Raw genomic sequence first — 21641 nt, 5'->3', positions numbered from 1 at the left:
TGTACCGCTTCGAGCGGGCCGGAAACCGTCCTACGCCATGTCGACGAGCAGGCGCACCGTGTCCTGCACAGTGAGCCGGATGCGCGGCTCCATCGGCGACTCGATCAGGAACTTCGGATCGTAGAGGTTCTCCGAGCCGAAATATGTCTTGAAGACATGGGCGTTGCCGTCCCGGAAATGCTCGAGAATGCGGATATGCTCGTCGAGATGCATCAGCCTGTGGGCGTTCTTCTCGTCGAAACACTGGCGCGCGGCCTGATAGATCCGCTCGCGCTTCTTGATGTCTGGCGTGAGCGCCTTGCTCTGCCGGACGATCTCCAGGGCCTGCACGCTGAGGCTCGGATTGGAGGCGATGGGCCGCTCCGTCGTTTCCATCTCGGCATTCAGCCCAACCTGCGACAGGATATAGGCGCGCATGTCGTCGACGCGCTCGTAGCACTGCACGACCATGTTCGCGCGGCCAAACGCCTCGGCCCAGCCATCGAGGCGGGCCGCGAAGTCAAGATCGGGCGAGAACGCCTCCAGCGCGGGCAGAAAATCGGCATATTGGTTCCAGAAGTCGTTGCCGAAGTCCTTCACACGCTGGTTGTAGAGGGAGGAGAACAGCTCGTCCTGCCGGCGGATGCAGGCAACGACCGTGACATCGAAGTCGTCGAGCCGCTCGCGCAGCCAGCCGATCTCGTCCGCGCCGAGCGAGAAGAACAGCTCGCTGGACAGGATGATGGTCGGGGCCCTGCTCTCCACGATTTCGGCCTCGATGGCAGCCATCTCCTCGTCGGGCTGCGGCACCGTGTCCGTGTCCGGACTGCGCCGTCCCGACAGGCCGAAGGCCAGACGATGCTGCGAAAACTGGTACTGCGCGGCAGCCGGAAACAGGATACCGGCCTCCAGCAGCGCGTCGCGGTGCCAGTTCAGCGCATACTGGACGGCGGTGGTGCCGGTCTTGTGGGCACCAATATGAAGATAGATCCTCTGCGCCATGTCCTGTCGGTGTCCCCGCTTGGGAAACGAAACACAACCTTAGATTGATATGATTGGTTATGATCCTAATGGTCGCATTTATGGGTGGCAACAAAATTTACTGCTCTCATTGATTGTGCAATCGTGCGGCACCCGACCGGGCCGCTCCGTGAGGCTTCGCGAGCTCGTTTCGCGGAATCCGTGTTACAAGGGGCTGATCGTCGATGGGAAAGGAGTATGACGAACCGTGGCATCCCTTGAGCGTCTTTACGAGGTCGCCGCCTGGGCGCGGGAGCTGACGGACGAGGAAGCGGAGAGGGCACGTTGCGGCATCACGGAGAAGACCCTGGCCGCGAACAGCTATCTGGTCCATCACGGAGACCGGCTCGATGCCTGGACCGGCGTGGTCTCGGGCGTGGTGAAGATGAGCACGGTCACGGAGACCGGAAAGGCGATGAGCTATACCGGCATTGCCGATGGCGGCTGGTTCGGCGAGGGCTCGATCCTCAAGGGCGAGCCGCGCCAGTACGACATCGTGGCCCTGCGCGAGACCCGGATCGCCTATCTGAACGGCGCGACCTTCCGCTGGCTCTACGAGAACTCCACCGGCTTCAACCGCTTCCTCGTGCGCCAGCTCAACGAGCGTCTCGGGCAGTTCATCGCCTTTCTGGGCCACGACCGCATGCTCGGCGCTCCGGCCCGGCTCGCGCGCTGCATCGCGTGGCTGTTCAATCCGGTGCTGTCGCCGGGGGTTGGCGAACATCTGGATGTCAGCCAGGAGGAGCTCGGGCTGCTTTCGGGAATGTCGCGGCAGATGGCCAATCGCAGTCTGAAGACGCTGGAGGATGCCGGGCTCGTACGGATCGAGCATGACGGTATCACCGTGCTCGATCTCGCCGGATTGCGCTATTATGGCGAGTAGGAAGGCCTGACTGCCGCCCGACGACCGCCGGGGGAGGTGTGGGCCGCCAGCGCGAAATGAGCGTGCGGCTACACGCCCTGCAAAGCCTATCCGATAACATGCCGGCTTGTCTGTCAAACGGATAATGGCGTGGCAGGGAAATTGTGTCAGAGTCAATGACGGTCGCGTGAGGCGCCATGTGTCCATGGTAGCCCCGACGACCCGATAATCGAGGACACGCGCCGGAAAACAAGGCGCGGTCCGGGGTAGGGAACGCACAATGAACGAGACCGTTGCTGCCGGCGGTGGCGGCGAGGACACGTTTCCGAAACTGCTTCTGCGCAACGCCCGGACGTTCGCCGACAGGGCGGCCATGCGCGAGAAGGATCTTGGCATCTGGCAGAGCTGGAGCTGGGCCGACGCGCTCGACGAAATCCGTGCCTTCTCGGTAGGGCTGCAGGGGCTTGGCATGGCGCGCGGCGACAAGGTCGCCATCGTCGGCAACAACCGTCCCCGCCTCTACTGGACCATGGCGGCCGCGCAGGCGCTCGGCGCGATCCCCGTGCCCGTCTATCAGGACTCCGTGGCCGAGGAGATGAGCTACGTGCTCCAGCACGCGGAGGTCTCCTTCGCGGTCGTGGAGGACCAGGAGCAGGTGGACAAGCTGCTGGAGGTGCGCGAGAGCGTGCCAGGGCTTGCCCACATCATCTATGACGAGCCGCGGGGCTTGCAGAAATACGCGGTCGAGGGACTGCATTCCTTCGCCGACGTCCAGGAGATGGGGCGCAAGCGGCTCGCCAGCGACAAGGCGGCGGAAGCGGCCTGGCTGGACACCGTCGCGCAGGGCAAGGGCAGCGATACCGCCATCATCCTCTACACGTCGGGCACGACCGGCACGCCGAAAGGCGTGGTGCTGTCGCAGGACAATGTGCTCATCTCCGCGCACAATGCCAACCGCTTCGATGCGCTCACTGAGCGCGAGGAGGTGATCGCCTATCTGCCCATGGCCTGGGTCGGCGATCACATCTTCTCCTATGGCCAGGCCTTCGAGGCGGGCTTCTGCCTGTCCTGCCCGGAAAGCCCGGAGACCGTCACGGAGGACCGGCGCGAGATCGGCCCGACCTTCTTCTTCGCACCGCCGCGCATCTTCGAGGCGATGCTGACCTCCGTCATGGTGCGCATGGAGGACGCCTCGCCGATCAAGAGGCGCATGTTCCAGGCCTGCCTCTCCCATGCCCGCAAGGTGGGCGAACGCATACTCAATGGCGAGCCGGTCTCGCTGTCGGACCGGCTCCTCTACCGGATCGGCGATCTCCTGGTCTACGGCCCGCTCAAGAACCGCATGGGATTCTCGCGGCTCAAGGTCGGCTACACCGCCGGGGAGGCCATCGGGCCGGAGATCTTCCGCTTCTTCCGCTCGCTCGGCGTGAACCTCAAGCAGCTCTACGGCCAGACGGAGGCGAGCGTCTATGTGACGGCCCAGCCCGACGGCGAGATCTATGCGGAAACTGTCGGCAAGCCGGCACCGGGTGTGGAGATCACGATTGCGGAGAGCGGCGAGGTGCTCTACCGGGCGCCCGGCGTGTTCCAGGAATATTACAAGGATCCGGAGGCCACGGCGGAAACCAAGACGCCGGACGGCTGGGTGCATTCCGGCGATGCCGGCGTGTTCGACGAGCACGGGCATCTCAAGATCATCGACCGGGCGAAGGACGTCGGCCGGCTCAAGGACGGCACGCTCTTCCCGCCGAAATATATCGAGAACAAGCTGAAGTTCTTCCCCAATGTGAAGGAGGTCGTCGCCTTCGGCCATGGCCGGGACTATGTGGCGGTCTTCGTCAATATCGATCTGACGGCCGTGGCGAGCTGGGCGGAGCGCAACAATGTGGTCTATGCGAGCTATCAGGAGCTCGCCGCCCATCCCCGCGTCTACGAGATGATCGAGAAGGATGTCGACGCGGTGAACCGCGACCTCGCCGGCGAGCGCGATCTGGCCGGCTGCCAGATTCGCCGCTTCCTGATCCTGCACAAGGAGCTCGACGCCGACGACGGCGAGATCACGCGCACCAACAAGGTCCGCCGGCGCTTCATCGCCGAGCGCTACACGCCGCTGATCGAGGCCTTGTACGACCCCTCCTGCACGCACCGTCATGTGCGCACGGAGGTGCGCTATGAGGACGGCCGGCTCGGCACTCTGGAGGCCGACGTGGAGATCCGCGACATGACCCTCCATCCCGCCGAGCACGGCTTCCAGGAGGCGGCGGAATGACCGGGGGTGCGAACGGGACGCTGCTCGGCGTGGATGGTATCCGGCTGTCCTTCGGCGGGGTGCAGGCGATCAAGGATGTGAGCTTCGACATCCGGCGCGGCGAGATCCGCGCGATCATCGGACCAAACGGCGCCGGCAAGACCTCGATGCTGAACGTGATCAACGGCTTCTACCAGCCCCAGGAGGGCACGATCACCTTCAAGGACCGGGCCTACCGCCGGATGTCGCCCAATGTGGCCGCCACCAACGGCATTGCGCGCACCTTCCAGAACATCGCGCTGTTCAAGGGCATGTCGACGCTCGACAACATCATGACCGGGCGCGTGACCAAGATGAGCGTCGGCCTTCTCTGGCAGGCCATCCATCTCGGGCCCGCCCGGCGCGAGGAAATCGAGAACCGGGAGTTCGTCGAGGAGATCATCGACTTCCTGGAGATCGAGCATATCCGCAAGACGCCGGTGGGGCGGCTGCCCTACGGCCTGCAGAAGCGGGTGGAGCTCGGCCGGGCGCTCGCCGCGGAGCCCGACCTCCTGCTCCTGGACGAGCCGATGGCGGGCATGAACCTGGAGGAGAAGGAGGACATGTCCCGCTTCATCCTCGACGTGAATTCGCAGTTCGGCACGACGATCGCGCTGATCGAGCACGACATGGGCGTCGTCATGGACCTGTCGGACCGGGTGGTGGTGCTCGACTACGGCGAGAAGATCGCCGACGGCACGCCCGACAAGGTGCGCACGGATCAGGCCGTCATCGACGCCTATCTGGGCGTTCCGCACGAATAGGGGAGGGCGGCATGGAAATTGTCTTCGGGGTCTTCGTCTCTCCCTTCGTCCAGATGTGGACGGACTGGCCGGGCTTCTTCCTGGAGGTGATCATCTCCGGCCTCCTGACGGGTGTCATGTATGCGCTCGTCGCGCTGGGCTTCGTGCTGATCTTCAAGGCCTCGGGCATGCTGAACTTCGCGCAAGGGGTGCTGGCGCTGTTCGCCGCGCTCACCCTGTCCGGCCTGATGGACGATTACGGCGTGCCCGGCTGGCTCGCCATCATCATCACCCTGTTCGTCATGGCCGGGCTCGCCTGGCTCATCGAGCGGCTGATGCTGCGCTATCTCGTGAACCAGGAGCATATCGTCCTGTTCATGGCGACCATCGGGCTCGCCTATGTGCTGGAGGGCGTCGGCGATATCCTCTGGGGCTCCGATGTGAAGGTGCTCGATCTCGGCATTCCGCAAGGCGCGTCGGGCTGGATGATGGACACCTTCGGCCTCTATGTGGAGAAGCTGGAGATCGTCGCGGCGGTGACGGCGGGCATCCTGGTCGCGGTGCTTGCGGTGTTCTTCCAGAAGACGCGGATCGGCCGGGCGCTGAGGGCGGTGGCCGACGACCATCAGGCCGCGCTGTCGGTCGGCATCTCGCTCAACACCATCTGGGTGATCGTGTGGACGGTGGCCGGCGTCGTCGCGCTGGTCGCGGGCGTCATGTGGGGCACGAAATCGGGCGTCCAGTTCTCCCTGTCGCTGATCGCGCTGAAGGCGCTGCCCGTCCTGATCCTCGGGGGTTTCACCTCCATACCGGGTGCCATTGTCGGCGGGCTCATCATCGGCGTCGGCGAGAAGGTCGCGGAGGTCTATTGGGGCCCGCTGGTGGGCGGCGCCATCGAGAACTGGTTCGCCTACATTCTCGCCCTCGTCTTCCTGCTGTTCCGGCCGCAGGGGCTGTTCGGCGAGCGGATCATCGAGCGGGTGTAGCGGCAAGGGAGGCGCTGGAAGATGTTCTATCGCGAGGCCGGGCAGTTCAAGGGCTCCTATGCGGCCGACCAGGCGATCTTCACGATCCCGCAGGACCGCGTGGCGATGATCGTGCTGCTCGTCGCCGCCTTCGCCGGCGTACCCTTCATCCTCAACGACTACTGGACGCAGGCCATTCTTCTGCCGTTCCTCATCTGGTCGATGGCGGCGCTGGGGCTCAATATCCTGACGGGCTATTGCGGCCAGGTCTCGCTCGGCACGGGCGGGTTCATGGCGGTCGGCGCCTATGCCGCCTTCAAGCTGATGACGGCCTTTCCCGAGCTCAACTTCATCGCCGTGGTGCTGCTGGCCGGTCTCGTGACGGCCGGCGTCGGCATGTTCTTCGGGCTGCCCTCGCTCAGGATCAAGGGGTTCTATCTGGCGGTCGCGACCCTTGCCGCCCAGTTCTTCCTGGTCTGGCTCTTCAACAAGGTGCCGTGGTTCTACAACAACTCCGCCACCGGCCAGATCTCGGTGCCGCCGAGCTATCTGTGGGGCCTGCAGGTCACGGGGCCGGAGACCAAGCCCTGGGCGGCCTATCTGTTCTGCCTCGCTTTCGTCTGCGTCTTCGCGCTCGCGGCCAAGAACATCGTGCGCGGGCGTATCGGGCGCATGTGGATGGCGATCCGCGACATGGACATCGCCGCGGAGCTCATCGGCGTGCGCCCGCTCGTCGCCAAGCTGTCGGCCTTCGCCGTGTCGTCCTTCTATATCGGCATGGCGGGCGCGCTCTATTTCGCGGTCTGGCTCGGCGCGGCGGAGCCGACGGAGGCGTTCGGCATCAATATCTCCTTCCTCGTCCTGTTCATGGTCATCATCGGCGGGCTCGGCTCGATTCTCGGCTCGTTCCTCGGGGCGGGCTTTCTCGTGCTCCTGCCGATCCTGCTCAAGAACGGACTGGTCGACGGTGTCGGCCTTCTGCCGGTGACGGCCAAGCACGTCGAGATCGCGACCATGGGCGTGCTGATCATCTTCTTCCTGATCGTGGAGCCGCACGGGCTGAACAGGTTGTGGCAGATCGCCAAGGAGAAGCTGAGGCTCTGGCCGTTCCCCTATTAGGGGCGCGGAGCTCCGGCAGGGAGGCGTGAGTGGCGTTGCAGAGACCGCATAAGGAAAACGGGAGGAAACTGATGAAACTCGGCAAGTTCTGCCTCGGTCTGGGCGTGGTGGCCCTGGCCGCGGGCACCATCACCGGCGGGGCCTCGGCCTACGAGCTGACCTATCCCTCGCTCGTCTACCGCACCGGCCCCTACGCGCCGAACGGCATTCCCTTCGCCAACGGCGTCATGGACTACTTCACCCTCATTAACGAGCGCGATGGCGGCATCGAGGGGGCGAAGGTCAATGTCGTGGAATGCGAGACGGCCTACAACACACAGCAGGGCGTCGAGTGCTACGAGAAGACCAAGAACGAGGGCGAATCCGGCGCCCTGGTCTACCAGCCGCTATCGACCGGCATCACCTACCAGCTCATTCCGAAGGTGACCGCCGACGGGATTCCGCTGTTCACCATGGGCTATGGCCGCACCTCCGCGGCCGACGGCACGATCTTCCCCTGGGTCTTCAACTTTCCGGCCACCTACTGGGATCAGGCCTCCGTCTTCGTCAAGTATATCGGCGAGAAGGAAGGCGGGATGGACAAGCTGAAGGGCAAGAAGATCGCGCTCGTCTATCACAATTCCGCCTATGGCAAGGAGCCCATCCGCACCCTGCAGAAGCTTGCGGAGAAGCACGGCTACGACCTGCTGGAGCTGCCGGTCGACCATCCCGGCCAGGAGCAGAAGGCGACCTGGCTGCAGATCCGCCGCGAGCGGCCCGACTGGGTCCTCATGTGGGGCTGGGGCGTGATGAACCAGGTGGCCATCAAGGAGGCCGCCTCGATCGGCTATCCGATGGACCATTTCATCGGCGTGTGGTGGTCGGGCTCGGAGAACGACGTGATGCCGGCCGGCGCGCAGGCCGACGGCTATCTGTCCGGCACCTTCCACGCCGCGGGCGATCAGTTCCCGGCCCATCAGGACATCTACAAATATGTCTATGACAAGGACATGGGCGCCGGCGAGCGCGACCGCGTCGGAGAGGTTCTCTACAATCGCGGCCTGATCGCGGCCGCCTGGACGGCGGAAGCGATGCGCAAGGCCATGGAGATCAAGGGCTCGGTGGAGATCAAGGCCGCCGATGTGCGCAAGGGTCTGGAGCAGCTCGAAATGAGCCCCGAGCGCATGAAGGAGCTTGGCCTGGAAGGCCTCACGGTGCCCATCGAGATCTCCTGCGCCGATCACGAGGGGCCGGGCACGGTGGCGATCCAGCAGTGGAACGCCAAGGACAAGAAGTGGTCGCTCGTGACCGACTTCATGACGCCGGACCAGGAGGTCGTGAACGCCCTCATCAAGGAGGATGCGGAGGCCTACGCGAAGGAGAACAACATCACGCCGGTCGACTGCCCGATGGACTTCGAGGAGGCCAAGAAGGCGTCCACGGAGTATTCCAGCCAGGGCGCGAAGGTCGCCGAGTAGTCATCGAGAAAGAGGCGTGAGGGCACGATGAGCGTCGTACTCGATACCGATGCGGAGGGCGCGTCCGGCGCGGGCGCCGAGCCGGCCCGTCCGCTGCTTGCCGTCAACAATATCGAGGTCATCTACGACCATGTGATCCTCGTGCTCAAGGGCGTCTCGCTCAGCGTTCCCGAGGGGGGCATCGTCGCCCTCCTCGGGGCCAATGGCGCCGGCAAGACCACCACGCTCAAGGCGGTCTCCAACCTGCTCGGCGCCGAGCGCGGCGAGGTGACCAAGGGCACGATCGAGCTCGCCGGCGAACGCGTCGAGGAGCTCAGCCCGAACGCTCTGGTCCGCCGCGGCGTCGTCCAGGTGATGGAGGGGCGCCACTGCTTCGAGCATCTCACCGTGGAGGAGAACCTGCTGACCGGCGCCTATACGCGCAGCGACGGCGGGCGCGCCATCGCGGAGGATCTGGAGCGCGTCTACCGCTATTTCCCGCGGCTCAAGGAGCGGCGCACATCGCTTGCCGGCTACATATCGGGCGGCGAGCAGCAGATGTGCGCCATCGGCCGCGCGCTCATGGCGAGACCGAAGATGATCCTTCTCGACGAGCCGTCCATGGGGCTTGCCCCCCAGCTCGTGGAGGAGATCTTCGAGATCGTGAAGCAGCTCAACGAGACCGAGGGCGTGAGCATCCTGCTCGCCGAGCAGAACACCAATGTCGCGCTCAAATACGCGAAATACGGATACATCCTGGAGAACGGCCGCATCGTCCTCGACGGCGATGCCCGGGCCTTGCGCGAGAACGAGGACGTGAAGGAGTTCTATCTCGGCATCGCCGGAGAGGACCGCAAGTCGTTCCGCAATGTGAAGCATTACAAGCGGCGCAAGCGCTGGTTGTCATGAGCCGTGGGTGGGGGACGGGACCGGCATTGCCGCGCTCCTCGAAGGGGCGCCGGCGATGCCGGTCCGGACCTCCACGGATATCCCGCCGCGACGGGCAGGCCTGCCCGGCCGGCACACTCGCCCCCACACCAACCGGTTGACGGACACGATGCCCGATCATTTCGACGAACGCGAAACGCAGTCCCCCGAAGCCCGCGAGCGGGACCTGTTCGCGCGGCTGCCGGATTTCATCGCCCGCGCCATGGCCGAAGCGCCGGGCTGGGCGCGCCATCTCGACGGGATCGATCCGTCGGCGATCTCCTCGCGGGAGGCTCTGGCAAGCCTTCCCATGCTGCGCAAGGGCGCACTCAAGACGCTTCAGGAGGCCGATCCGCCGTTCGGCGGCTTTGCCGCGATACGGCCCGGCGGGGCCACGCGCATCTTCATGTCGCCGGGGCCTATTTTCGAGCCGCAGGGCGAGGGGCCCGATCCGTGGAACGGCGCGCGGGCGCTGTTCGCTGCGGGGTTCCGGCCGGGCGACGTGGTGCACAACGCCTTCGCCTACACGCTCACCCCCGGCGGCTTCATCCTCGATTGCGGGGCACGCGCACTCGGCTGCGCGGTGGTGCCGGCGGGCATCGGCAATACGGAGATGCAGGTCGAGGCGATGGCGCATATCCGTCCGACCGGCTATACGGGCACGCCCGATTTCCTGAAGATCCTGCTCGACAAGGCCGAGGAGGCGGGACGCGACGTCTCCTCGCTCTCAAGGGCGCTCGTGTCGGGCGCGGCGCTGCCGCCCTCGCTGCGCGCGGAGCTCGGCGAGCGCGGGGTTGGTGTCCTGCAGGCCTATGCGATCGCGGAGATCGGCGTGATCGCCTATGAGACCGAGGCCCTCGACGGCATGGTCGTGGAGGAGGAGGCGATCGTGGAGATCGTCCGGCCGGGCACCGGCGAGCCCGTGGCGGAGGGCGAGGTCGGCGAGGTGGTGGTGACGCGGATGAATGCGGCCTATCCGATGATCCGGCTCGCGACCGGCGATCTCTCCGCGGTGCTGCCCGGGCAGTCGCCCTGCGGGCGCACCAATATGCGTATCAGGGGATGGATGGGCCGCGCCGACCAGACCACCAAGGTCAAGGGCATGTTCGTGCATCCCGAGCAGGTCGCCGAAGCCTTGCGCGGTCTCGGCGACGCGCCCGGGCGCGCGAGGCTTGTCGTCACCCGCGAGAACGAGCAGGATGTCATGACGCTGAAGGTGGAGGCGGAGGCCGGGGACGGGTCGCTCGCCGGCCGGCTCGCCGACTGCCTTCAGACGGCAACCAAGCTCAGGGGCCGGGTCGAGATCGTCGCGCCCGGAAGCCTTCCCAATGACGGCAAGGTCATCGAGGATGCCCGCCCGCTCGACTGAGGGGCAGGCATGGCGATAGAGACGCCGCTGCTTGCGACCGACTGCGTGGTCTTCGACGGCGCGGGCCGGCTGCTCCTCATCGAGCGCCTGAACGAGCCCCATGCGGGCCGGTTCGCACTGCCCGGCGGATTCGTGGAGATCGGCGAGAGCGTGGAGGCGGCCTGCCGTCGCGAGCTGGCCGAGGAGACGGGTATCGCGGCGGAGGGGCTGACGCTCGTCGGCGTCTATTCCGATCCCGCCCGCGATCCGCGAGGACATGTGGTCTCCATCGCGTTCCTGACCCGTGTCGGACATCCGGAGCCGGCCGCCGGGTCGGATGCCCGCGCGGCGCAATTCAGGGCGGACTGGCGGGATCTGCCGCTCGCCTTCGACCATGGGCGCATCGTCGCCGACGCCATGAAACTTATGATGGCGTGAGGCGCCTCACTTCTCTTCCGCCGTGACGATGCCCGTCCAGTCCGCCGGGGCGTCTCTCGCGAGTGTCTCGATACGATCGCGATAGCCGTCATAGAGGGCACCGAGATCCTGATCCGGCAACACGTCGGCGGCCGTGCGGCGGGCCTCCTCCACGAGGTCGAGGGCACGGGCCCACTCGCCCGCCCGGTAGGCGCAGAGCATCGCCTGTTGTGTCTCGGACAGCCTGGCGATGGCGTCCGCCGCCACCTCGTCCGGCCCGCATAGCAGGGCATGGACGGTAACGGGCTCGTGGCGGCCCACCACCCGGATGCTCTCGATCTCCAGGAAGGCGAAGCCGGGCGCCGCCGTCGCAGTATCGTGACCGACCAGGATCGGCACGTGATAGTGCTTGGTGAGCCCCTCTATGCGCGAGGCGAGGTTCACCGCATCGCCCACCGCGGAGTAGTTGAAGCGCTGGCGCGAGCCCAGATTGCCGACACAGCATGTGCCGGTATTGAGCCCAACGCCCATATGAAGATCGCGGCCGAGGCTGCGGTTGACCTCCGCGAGCCTTCTCTGCATGGCGAGCGCTGTCGCACAGGCGCGCGCGGCGTGGTTCTCCGCCGGCAGGGGCGCGTTCCAGAAGGCCATGATGGCGTCGCCGATATATTTGTCGATGGTCGCGCCGCCCGCGAGCAGTTCCTCGCTCATGGGCGTGAGGAAGCCGTTGATGAGGCCGGTCAGTTCCTGCGGCGGCAATCCTTCCGACAGGGTGGTGAAGCTGCGGATATCGCAGAACAGCACGGTCAGCTCGCGATCCTCGCCGCCGAGCGAGAGCTGGTCGGGATGGTCGGCGAGCTGCTCGACGAGCTCGGGCGCGAGATAGAGGCCGAAGGCGGAGCGGATGCCGCGCCGCTCCCGCTCCGTGGCGAGGAACAGCACCGCCGTCATGCTCAGATATACGAAGAGCGCGCACAGGACCGGATAGACCGGCGACAGCATCAGGCCATATTCGGTGAAGCTCAGCCACGACACGGCCAACGCGCCCCCGACCGCCGCCATGCCGAGCAGCCCGCTCCAGGCCGGGCCGGCTATGGGGAGCAGCACGATCAGAGCAAGCGAGATTGCGAACATGAGCCCAACGACGGCGCCGACCGACCAGTCGGGCTCCCTCAGAAAGGCGCCGGAGACGATCTGGTCGATGATTTCCGCCTGCACCAGGACGCCGGGCACGGAGTCCGACAGCGGCGTGGCGACGAGGTCCAGGAGGCCCGGCGCGCTCGTGCCGACCAGCACGATGTGGTCCTGGATCAGCGGGCGCAGCGCCTCGATCTGGTCGTCTGTACCCGTCATGAGCTTCCAGGCGGGCAGCAGGCGGTCTAGCTTCGGTGTCGAATAGTGGATCGGCATCTCGCCGCCCGCCGTGGTGGGCACGGTGAAATTGCCGACGCGCAGCGCGATCATGGCCGGCTTGCCGCCGGCACCGAGTTCGCCGCTCGCACCGGTGCTGCGGACCTGCAGCGTGCTCGCGCCCTGTGCCACGCGCAGCGTTTCCGTGGCGAGCGAGGGGTAGACCTGTCCGTCGAGCAGCGCGACGACTGGCGCGCGCCGGATGATGCGGTCGCGGTCGGGGCGGTAGTTGAAGAAGCCGAGACCCGACGCCGCCTCGTTGAGAAGCGGAAGGTTCGTCACCATGCCGCCGAAGGGAACGAGATAGGAGGCCGGGTCCGCGCCGGCGAAGGCGAGGCCCGCCTTGGGCGGGGTCGGCTTGTTCTCCGGCGCCCCCGTCATGATGAAGCCGGCGACGACCGGCCATTCCGTGAACGCCTCGGCGAGCTCGCGGTCATGGTTGGGCAGCCCTTTGGGAATCCTGATGTCGAGCTGGGGATTCCTGTGGGACAGCCGTTCCAGGACGAGGCGCGGCGAGGTCCGGTCGGACTTGGAGAAGGTGATGTCGAAGCCGATCGCGACGGCGCCCAGCGCGCCCAGGCGCTCCACCATGATGGCGATCTCGTCGCGCGGCCAGGGCCACTGGCCGAGGCGGTTGAGGCTTTCCTCGTCAATGTCGACGATACGGATGGCGACCGGCGCGCTCTCGCGCGGGCGCAGCCTCTGATAGGTGTCGAAAAGCGCATTGGTGAGGCCGTCCAGAATGGGCGGGCGCAGAATGCCGACACCGATGACGAGCAGCGCCGCGACAATGCCCGCCAGGCGCGCCCAAAGCGCGGCTCTATGTGGCTTTTGTGCAGCCATTTCGGGAAATATCGCCCTCTTTTGCGCCGATTTTACCGTTTCGCGTTGATCCCGCTTCGACCCCCGTCTCATAGTGTGCCCGGGAAATAGCGGCGCGCCAACGGCAACGTGAAACGCGCCTCAAGGGGTTTAGGCAGTTTGACCGAGCGGGGACGGCAAACGAGACAACCTATGGCTAATACTTGCCGGGGACTGGGCGTGGCAGTGGTCACGGCCATACTGGCGCTCGCGCCGTCCGCCAGGGCGGAGGAGATCGCATACAGCCAGATCCTCGCCAATCCGGACGATCTCAAGCTGACATACGACTATGCGCGCCAGGAAGCGCGCCGGGGCCGGCTTCAGCGGGCCGCGAGCAGCCTGGAGCGGCTGCTCCTGCTCGAGCCGGAATGGGATTCGGCGCGGTTATTCTACGCCATCGTGCTCTACAGGCTGGACGATGCGCCAGGCGCGATCCGCGAGCTGGAGATCCTGAGGCTGCGCGAGCTCACCGTTTCCCAGCGCATGGAGGTGGAACGCTATCTGGCGCTCGCCAAGCGCCGGAACGCCACGACGCGTGGCTACGGATCGGTCTCGCTCGGCGCGCGCTACGACACCAACCGCAATCTCGCGCCCGACGCGGAATTCGGCGTCGTGGAGGGGTTCGAGGTTCCTCTCGACAACCAGAAGCGCGACGACGGCGCCTTTGTGAGCCAGGGCTCCCTGCGGCTGGAGCATTCGCTGGAGACGGGGCAGGGCGACTTCCTGTTCGCGCAGGCCGACGGCTGGCTCAACGAGCAGTTCAACGTGAACGAGCAGGATTTCCTCGCGGGGCGGGCCGAGGTGGGCGGAACCTTCTATTCCGGCGATTTCGCCATCACGCCTTTCGGGTTCTATTCCACGCTCGCGATGGACGGCGACCATTATCTGGACCGGTATGGCGGCGGGCTCCGGCTCGGCTACACCCTGTCGCAGGACGTGACCCTGACGGCGCATGGCGTCGGCTTCTACGAGGATTATCACAAGACCTCCACCTCGAGCGTCGGCAGCGCGCGCGACGGCGGGCTCTTCGAGGGCGGGGCGGGGTTCGAATGGCGGCTCGATCCCTACAGTACCGTCACGCTGGCCGCTGCCTATCTCGGCAAGGATGCCCGCGACGACAGCTTCGCCTATGACGGGGTGCGGGCCTATTTGTCCGACCTCACGCTGATCGGCGAGGGACAGTATGTGCTGGGCGAGCTCACCGTATGGGGCATCTTCTACGATGCGCCCGATCCGCGCTACGATCCCACGCGCTCGCGGGAGGATTTCCGGCTGAAGGCGCGCATCGCCTACGGCGTGCCTCTCGGCACGGTGGCGAACTGGGCGGGCGGAGAGCTGCCCTATGCGCTCTCCGACATCACTTTCCAGGTCGCCGGCGCCTATTTCTATCAGGACTCGAATATCGCGAATTTCGATTTCGACGATTTCTCCGTCGAGGGGCTGCTTACCAAGCGGTTCGGGTTCTGAGGCGGACAGGAGCGCGAACGATGGAGCCGAAGCGAAAACAGGTCAGGCGGGCACGCTCGGGGATCCTCGCCGTCGGCCTTCTGCTAACCGGTGTGTCGCTCGCCGCGATGGAGGCGAATGCCGCGCCGCAGGTCGGCGTGAACGCCGCCGTGCGCGGCGAGGTGTTCGTGACCGGCGCGCGCGACGAGAACAAGCGCCGCGCGCAGGTGAGCGAGGAGGTCTATTCCGGCGACGTGGTGGAGACGCTGCGCCAGTCCGCGCTGCAGATCCTGCTCTTGGACGAGACGGTCTTCACCGTCGGCCAGAACTGCCGGATGACCATAGACGAGTTCGTCTACGATCCCTCCACCTCGCTCGGCGAGGTGGCCGCGACCATTACCAAGGGTGCGTTCCGCTTCATCACGGGCCGCATCGGCACGGCCAACCCCTCCAACGTGTCGCTGAAGACGCCGGCCTCCACCATCGGCATTCGCGGAACCATCGGCGAAGGCGCGGTGGGCGAGGATGCGGTCAGGCTGTGCCGGACGGCGGGCGTTCAGGGGCCGTTCGATCCGAACGGTGCGAGCCTTGTCGTCTCGCGCGGGCCGGGGCCCCGGCGAAACAGCTTCGACAAGCGTGCCCGCATCGTCCTGTCGAGCGCCAACGGGGAAGTCGAGCTCGCCGAGCCGGGCTTTGCCGCCTGCGTCCCGGCGCCGGGCAGGGCGCCCGTCGGGCCCTTCAAGTTGACGCCCGACATGGCGGTCTATTTCGACCGCTGGCTGCGCTCCACGCCCTCAGGCCCCGGCGTGAACCCCTATGGCGGCGACGAGCCCGGCAGCAAGCTGAGCGGGCAGGACAAGTTCAACACACCGGCGCCGGATACGGACGTGTTCCCCGATCCGCGCAACGAGGAGATTTTCGACTCCAATATCCCGGATTTCTTCGGCGGCAAATGCAACGACTATTACGAATGCTGATGTCCGGGAGAGGCGGCATGGCCGGGATGGAATGATGGGCGGCTCCTGTGTAGTGTGAGGGCCGACATCACAAGAGTCGGTTTCGCTATGTCGCGCGAGCAGTCCAGACCAGCCACCGCCTGGCCCGAGGGCCACCCCGAAGTGCGCTTCGGCCGGATCGGCATCCTCCTGATCAATCTCGGCACGCCGGAGGGCACCTCCTACGGCCCGATGCGGCGCTATCTGAAGGAGTTCCTGAGCGACCGGCGGGTCATCGAGATGAACCCCGTCGCCTGGCAGATCATTCTCAACCTGTTCGTCCTGACCCGCCGTCCGCAGAAATCGGGGGAGGCCTACGAGAAGATCTGGAACCGCGAGCTCGACGAGTCGCCGCTGAAGACCGTTTCCCGGGCCCAGGCGGAAAAGCTCGCAGCCTTGTTCGCCGACACCGATATCGTGGAGGTCGACTGGGCGATGCGCTACGGTTTTCCGCCCATCGCCGAGCGTCTCGATGCGCTGAAGGCGAAGGGCTGCGACCGGGTGCTCCTGTTTCCGCTCTATCCCCAATACAGCGCCTCCACGACCGCCACGGCGAACGACAAGGCGTTCGACGCGCTGAAGGCGATGCGCTGGCAGCCGGCGATCCGCACCGTGCCGCCCTATCACGACCACCCCGCCTATATCGATGCGCTGGCCGGCTCGCTCACCGCGCATCTGGAAAGCCTCGACTGGGAACCGGAGATCGTGCTCGCCTCGTTCCACGGGCTTCCGGAGGAATATTTCCTCAAGGGCGATCCCTATCACTGCCATTGCCAGAAGACGGCAAGGCTCCTGCGCGAGCGCCTCGGCTGGCCGGAAGAGCGCTTGCGGATCACCTTCCAGTCGCGCTTCGGGCGGGCTGAGTGGCTCAAGCCCTATACGGACAAGACCGTGGAGGAGCTCGCACGCAACGGCGTGCGGCGCATGGCCGTCATCACGCCGGGCTTTGCCGCCGATTGCGTCGAGACGCTGGAGGAGATCGCCATCGGGGTCGGCGAGATCTTCCGCGAGAATGGCGGCGAGCAGTTCACTCTCGTGCCCTGCCTCAACGACAGCGACGCCTCGATCGGCATGCTGCGCACGATCGTCGGGGAGGAACTGCAGGGCTGGCTGTAGGTCGGGTTCCGGCCGGCCCCGTGCGAGGGGCCGCAGCCGTTACCCCGCGCCGATGCGCAGCAAGTCGTGGATATGGAGGATGCCGACGGGCTTGCCGTCCTCGACCACGAACAGGCTCGTGATCTTGGCCGTGTTGATCGTCTTGAGGGCGGAGGAGGCGATCTCGTCGGGACCGACGACCAGGGGGTCGCGGGTCATGATGTCTCCGGTGCGCGCGCTCAGGAGGTCGCCGCTCATATGGCGGCGCAGGTCGCCGTCGGTGATGATGCCGGCGAGCGCCCCCTCGTCGTCGACGATGCCGAGGCAGCCGAAGCTCTTCTGCGTCATCACCACGAGCGCCTGGGACATGGGCATGTGGATGTCGGCCAGCGGCAGCTCGCCGGCCCCGTGCATGATGTCGCGCACGAAGGCGAGTTGCGCGCCGAGCTTTCCCCCGGATGAAGCTGCTTGAAGTCCTGCGCGGTGAAGCCCTTCTCCTCCAGGAGCGCGACGGCGAGCGCGTCGCCGAGCGCGAGCTGCATGGTGGTGGAGGTCGTCGGCGCGAGCCCGATGGGACAGGCTTCCTCGTGCTCGGGCAGGGCAAGCACCACATCCGCGCCCTTGGCGAGCGTGCTGTCGGGCCGGCCCGTCATGGCGATCAGCGGCACGGAGAAGCGCCGCGAATAGGCCACCATGTCCTTCAGCTCCGCCGTCTCGCCGGAATTGGACAGCACCACGAGCACGTCCTCGGGCGCGATCATGCCGAGATCGCCGTGGCTGGCCTCGCTTGGATGGATATAGAGCGCGGGCGTGCCCGTGGAGGCAAGTGTCGCGGCGATCTTGCGGGCGATATGGCCGCTCTTGCCGATACCGGCCATGACGACGCGTCCCGCCGCCGACTGGATCGTGGCGACGGCGGCCTGGAAGGCCGTGCCGAGCGGGCCGTCGAGAGCGGATGACAGGACGCGCAGGCCGGCCGTCTCGATATCCAGCGCCTTGCGCGCCGACTGGATGGCTGCGGGGCGGGTCTGGTCCTTGGAAGCGGCCGTTTCGGTCATGTCTCGATGCTGTCGTGTCGGTTCACGGAATGCTGTCGGCCAAGCGCGTATCCGACGCGGGAGCCGAAGCCGATCGGATGGCGCCGGGCCGGACGTCGCCAGCGCCAGTGTGCGTCAGATCGTGGGGACGATCTAGCCGTTCTGCGGCGCGCGGACAACATCAAACCGCAATTCTGTCCGCCGCGCCGGTGCCCGTTCCGGCACAGGGAGTAAACGCCATCTTAACCATGTTCGTACACGGTCGGGTAGCAATGCCGCGCCGGGTGGGCGCGCCTGCGGGAGAGATAGAGAGGGAAGGATGCCTGCGATGGCTCCGGCCGCGTCCGCGCGCCGGTCCAAGCCGCCGACCGGGAGCTCATGGCCAACGACCGCTTCATCGGAGCAGCCAGCCTGCTGTGCGTGCTCGCTTTGCCCGTTGCGGCCTCGGGGCAGGAGGTGGGCGGCCGCGCCTATGAGCAGACCGGCCTGTCTGCCGGTGGCTTCACGGTCTATCCCGCGATTGAGACCGGGCCGGCATTCACCGACAATGTCGCCCAGAGCCCGGATGACCGGCGGTCCGATATCGGCCTGAGGATCGCGCCGGAACTGAAGGTGCGCAGCGGCTGGTCGCGCCATTCCCTCAGTTTCGATCTCGACAGCGAGCATGTGCTCTATGCCAGGGAAAGCGACGAGGACACCAACGATGTCTCTTTGAACGGCGCTTTCAGGCTCGATGTGCGGCGCGACCTCTCCGCCGAGACGGAGGCCCGCTACAGCCTCAGCGACGAGAATCCCGGCTCCGCCGATGTGCCGAGCGGTGCGGTGGGGCGCGTTCAGGATCAGTCCTTCGGCGGTTCGGTGGGGACGACCTACCGGCCGGGCCACGTCGTGGCGCGCCTGCGCGGGACCATAGACTGGTACCGCTATGGCGATGTGGACCTCGGCGACGGCTCGGTGGAGGACAATTCCGACCGCGACTACATGGCGCCGGAGATCGAGCTTCGGGTGGGCTACGACGTCACGCCGGCAGTGCGCCCGTTCATCGCGGTGGGTTACGGCCCGCGCATTCACAGCCACAAGACGGACCGCAACGGGCTGAGGCGCGATTCGCAAGGCGTCTCCGTTTCGGCGGGCATCGTGCTGGAACCCTCCTCGCTGTGGAGCGGGGAGATAGGCCTGCGCTACGAGCTGCGCGACTATGACGACCCGGCGCTTAAGACCGCCGATGTCGTCGGGTTCTTCGGCTCGCTCCTCTGGCGCCCGACGCGCCTGACCGATGTCCGGCTCAGCGTGGACAGCGGGCTCGACGAGACGAGCCTGGAGGATGCGTCCGCCGTGCGCTATCACTCCGCGACACTCGGTGTGAGCCACCGCCTGCGCCGCTATCTGACGGCGACGGGGGAGCTCAGCTACGCACTCGACCATTATGTGGGCGCGAGCATAGACGAGGAGACCTGGCAGGCTTCCCTCGGTCTCTCCTACAGCATCGACAGGCAGATCGCGCTGGTCGCGGGCTATCGTTACACGCTGTTCGACAGTTCGGTTCCCGACCGCGACTACACGGAGAACCGCGTCACGGTCGGGATGAGGCTGCAGCGCTGATCTGTGGCGCTGTCTTTGTGCAATCGGGCGGGCGGGGTCAGACGAGCTCGCCGTTATGCTCCAGGATCTTCAGAAGCGCGCGCCGGAAGGCCGGGCCGAGATCGCTGCGCTCCAGCCCGTAGGCCACATTGGCGGCGAGAAAGCCGACCTTGTCGCCGCAGTCATAGGTGGTGCCCTTGAACCTGAGGGCGGAGAAGGGCTGCATGGCGAGCTGGGCGATCATCGCGTCGGTGATCTGGATCTCGCCGCCGGAGCCCGGCGACTGGGTTTCGAGAAGCTCGAAGATCTCCGGCTGGAGGATGTAGCGGCCGGAAATGATCAGGTTGGACGGCGCGGAGGCCGGGTTCGGCTTCTCCACCATGCCGGCGATCTTGTAGGCGTTCGGCCCGAGCGTCTCCGCGATGTCGACGACGCCATAGCGGTGCACGTCCTCGTGGGGCACCTCCTCGACGGCGACCACATTGCCGCCCTGGGCGTTGTAGATCTCCATCATCTGGGCAAGGCAGCCCGGCTGGGCATGGATCAGCATGTCGGGAAGCAGGAGCGCGAAGGGCTCGTTGCCGACCAGCTCGCGCGCGCACCAGACCGCATGGCCCAGACCCATCGGTTCCTGCTGGCGGGTGAAACTCGTCTGGCCCGCGCTCGGCAGGTCGGCCTCCAGAACGGAGAGCTCCCTGTCCTTGCCGCGCATGCCGAGTGTCGTCTCGAGCTCGAACTGCTTGTCGAAATGGTCCTCGATCACGCCCTTGTTGCGGCCGGTGACGAAGATGAAATGCTCGATGCCCGCCTCGCGCGCCTCGTCCACGGCCATCTGGATGACCGGCCGGTCGACAATCGGCAGCATTTCCTTCGGAATGGCCTTGGTTGCGGGCAGGAAGCGTGTGCCGAGGCCAGCCACCGGAAATACGGCTTTCCTGATCGGTCGTGACATTAAGCGTCTCCCTCTTAGAACGCCAGGATTGGGACAATAAGGGCAACCCGAGCCAACTCAGGTTACATCAAGGAAAGAAATCCGGCGTAAGGTTGATGCACGAAACAGGAGAAAATTGGGCAAGGGCCCGACAGGCGAGAACAGGAGAGGCACATGGCGGTTCTGGTGACGGGGGGTGCCGGCTATATCGGCAGCCATATGGTTCTCGACCTTCTGGAGGCCGGTGAGGAGGTCGTGGTCGTCGACAACCTCTCCACCGGCTTTCGCCGGGCCGTGCCGCAAGAGGCGGCCTTCGTGGAGGGCGATGTCGGCGACGGAGCGCTGATCGCCCGGCTCATGGCGGACTATGGCGTCGATGCGGTCATCCATTTCGCCGGCTCCATCGTCGTGCCGGACTCCGTCGCCGATCCGCTCGGCTATTATCTGAACAATACCGTCAATTCGCGCACGCTCATTGCGGAAGCCGTGCGCGCCCGCGTTCCGCATTTCATCTTCTCCTCGACCGCGGCCGTCTACGGGATCGCCCGGGAGATGCCGGTCGGGGAGGACGCGCCGCTTCAGCCGATCTCGCCCTATGGCACCTCGAAGCTCATGACCGAATGGATGCTGCGCGATACCGCGATCGCCCATCCGCTGAGCTATGTGGCGCTGCGTTATTTCAATGTCGCCGGCGCCGATCCGAAGGGGCGCACGGGCCAGTCGACGCCCAGGGCGACCCACCTCATCAAGGTAGCCTGCGAGGCCGCGCTTGGAAAGCGGCCGGGCCTTGAGATCTACGGGCGCGACTACGACACGTCGGACGGCACCTGCATCCGCGACTATATCCATGTGAGCGACCTGATCCGGGCCCATGGGGACGCATTGCGCCATCTGCGCGCGGGCGGGGACAGCGCCGTGCTCAATTGCGGCTACGGCCATGGCGCCTCGGTTCTCGAGGTGCTCGATGCGGTCGAGCGGGCTGCGGGTTGCACGCTCGACAAGCGCGACGCGCCGCGGCGGCCGGGCGACGCGCCGGAGCTGATCGCGGGGGCGGACCGGATCCGCGAGGTCCTCGGCTGGACACCGATCCACGACGATCTCGACGGCATCGTGTCGAGCGCGCTGGCCTGGGAACGGAAGCTTTGACCGGGCGGCCCAGATCACACTGCAATCGGCTGGGAT

General features: G+C 66.1%; 17 protein-coding genes and 1 pseudogene. 14 read left to right on the top strand and 4 right to left on the bottom strand.

Annotation, left to right across the window (positions count from 1 at the left end; translation table 11 throughout):
• Positions 1 to 30: 30 nt before the first annotated feature.
• Entirely contained in the window at positions 31 to 981 is a 951-nt protein-coding gene (locus HW532_RS05600; RefSeq protein ID WP_213163451.1) for a hypothetical protein, read from the bottom strand.
• A gap of 226 nt (positions 982 to 1207) precedes the next feature.
• Here HW532_RS05600 and HW532_RS05595 point away from each other — a divergent pair, with 226 nt between their 5' ends.
• From HW532_RS05595 to HW532_RS05555, 9 genes are all read left to right on the top strand, one after another.
• A complete protein-coding gene (locus HW532_RS05595; RefSeq protein WP_213163450.1) occupies positions 1208 to 1882 on the top strand; it encodes a Crp/Fnr family transcriptional regulator in 675 nt (224 codons plus the stop codon).
• Between the two features lie 259 nt (positions 1883 to 2141).
• Positions 2142 to 4130 carry an AMP-dependent synthetase/ligase gene (locus HW532_RS05590; protein ID WP_213163449.1) on the top strand — a complete coding sequence of 663 codons (1989 nt, stop codon included), beginning with the start codon at positions 2142 to 2144 and terminating at the stop codon, positions 4128 to 4130.
• Positions 4127 to 4912: an ABC transporter ATP-binding protein gene (locus HW532_RS05585; protein WP_213163448.1), complete on the top strand. Its 786-nt coding sequence runs from the start codon at positions 4127 to 4129 to the stop codon at positions 4910 to 4912. Before HW532_RS05590 ends, HW532_RS05585 begins: the two co-directional genes overlap by 4 nt.
• A gap of 11 nt (positions 4913 to 4923) precedes the next feature.
• The gene (locus HW532_RS05580) at positions 4924 to 5877 is read left to right on the top strand and encodes a branched-chain amino acid ABC transporter permease (protein ID WP_213163447.1); all 954 of its coding nucleotides are present in this window, start codon (positions 4924 to 4926) and stop codon (positions 5875 to 5877) included.
• Between the two features lie 21 nt (positions 5878 to 5898).
• Positions 5899 to 6975, top strand: coding sequence for a branched-chain amino acid ABC transporter permease (locus tag HW532_RS05575; RefSeq protein ID WP_213163446.1), 1077 nt, complete (start codon positions 5899 to 5901; stop codon positions 6973 to 6975).
• A 71-nt stretch (positions 6976 to 7046) separates the two neighbouring features.
• On the top strand, positions 7047 to 8432 hold the full coding sequence (locus HW532_RS05570) for an ABC transporter substrate-binding protein (protein WP_213163445.1): 1386 nt from the start codon (positions 7047 to 7049) through the stop codon (positions 8430 to 8432).
• A 27-nt stretch (positions 8433 to 8459) separates the two neighbouring features.
• A complete protein-coding gene (locus tag HW532_RS05565; RefSeq protein ID WP_213163444.1) occupies positions 8460 to 9320 on the top strand; it encodes an ABC transporter ATP-binding protein in 861 nt (286 codons plus the stop codon).
• 148 nt (positions 9321 to 9468) lie between these two features.
• The gene (locus HW532_RS05560; RefSeq protein WP_213163443.1) at positions 9469 to 10707 is read left to right on the top strand and encodes a phenylacetate--CoA ligase family protein; all 1239 of its coding nucleotides are present in this window, start codon (positions 9469 to 9471) and stop codon (positions 10705 to 10707) included.
• A 9-nt stretch (positions 10708 to 10716) separates the two neighbouring features.
• Complete coding sequence (locus HW532_RS05555; protein ID WP_213163442.1) at positions 10717 to 11124, top strand: NUDIX domain-containing protein; 408 nt, start codon at positions 10717 to 10719, stop codon at positions 11122 to 11124.
• Between the two features lie 6 nt (positions 11125 to 11130).
• Here HW532_RS05555 and HW532_RS05550 read toward each other — a convergent pair whose 3' ends face one another.
• The gene (locus HW532_RS05550) at positions 11131 to 13356 is read right to left on the bottom strand and encodes a CHASE2 domain-containing protein (protein ID WP_213163441.1); all 2226 of its coding nucleotides are present in this window, start codon (positions 13354 to 13356) and stop codon (positions 11131 to 11133) included.
• 198 nt (positions 13357 to 13554) lie between these two features.
• On the opposite strand from HW532_RS05550, the gene HW532_RS05545 reads away from it, so the two are divergent.
• From HW532_RS05545 to hemH, 3 genes are all read left to right on the top strand, one after another.
• The gene (locus HW532_RS05545) at positions 13555 to 14841 is read left to right on the top strand and encodes a porin family protein (RefSeq protein ID WP_213163440.1); all 1287 of its coding nucleotides are present in this window, start codon (positions 13555 to 13557) and stop codon (positions 14839 to 14841) included.
• A gap of 20 nt (positions 14842 to 14861) precedes the next feature.
• Positions 14862 to 15797, top strand: a complete 936-nt coding sequence (locus HW532_RS05540; RefSeq protein ID WP_213163439.1) for a FecR family protein — start codon at positions 14862 to 14864, stop codon at positions 15795 to 15797.
• An 87-nt stretch (positions 15798 to 15884) separates the two neighbouring features.
• On the top strand, positions 15885 to 16931 hold the full coding sequence (gene hemH / locus HW532_RS05535) for a ferrochelatase (RefSeq protein WP_213163438.1): 1047 nt from the start codon (positions 15885 to 15887) through the stop codon (positions 16929 to 16931).
• Positions 16932 to 16970: 39 nt separating this feature from the next.
• On the opposite strand, the pseudogene HW532_RS05530 reads toward hemH, so the two are convergent.
• A pseudogene (locus HW532_RS05530) lies at positions 16971 to 17968 on the bottom strand (KpsF/GutQ family sugar-phosphate isomerase).
• Positions 17969 to 18325: 357 nt separating this feature from the next.
• On the opposite strand from HW532_RS05530, the gene HW532_RS05525 reads away from it, so the two are divergent.
• Positions 18326 to 19549 carry an outer membrane beta-barrel protein gene (locus HW532_RS05525; protein ID WP_213163437.1) on the top strand — a complete coding sequence of 408 codons (1224 nt, stop codon included), beginning with the start codon at positions 18326 to 18328 and terminating at the stop codon, positions 19547 to 19549.
• 37 nt (positions 19550 to 19586) lie between these two features.
• On the opposite strand, the gene galU is transcribed toward HW532_RS05525, so the two are convergent.
• Complete coding sequence (gene galU, locus HW532_RS05520) at positions 19587 to 20480, bottom strand: UTP--glucose-1-phosphate uridylyltransferase GalU (protein WP_213163436.1); 894 nt, start codon at positions 20478 to 20480, stop codon at positions 19587 to 19589.
• Positions 20481 to 20633: 153 nt separating this feature from the next.
• On the opposite strand from galU, the gene galE reads away from it, so the two are divergent.
• Positions 20634 to 21605: a UDP-glucose 4-epimerase GalE gene (gene galE / locus HW532_RS05515; protein WP_213163435.1), complete on the top strand. Its 972-nt coding sequence runs from the start codon at positions 20634 to 20636 to the stop codon at positions 21603 to 21605.
• Positions 21606 to 21641 lie beyond the last annotated feature (36 nt).

Source organism: Kaustia mangrovi, assembly GCF_015482775.1.
Classification (GTDB): Bacteria; Pseudomonadota; Alphaproteobacteria; order Rhizobiales; family Im1; genus Kaustia; species Kaustia mangrovi.
This window is presented reverse-complemented; position numbering and strand designations above follow the sequence as displayed.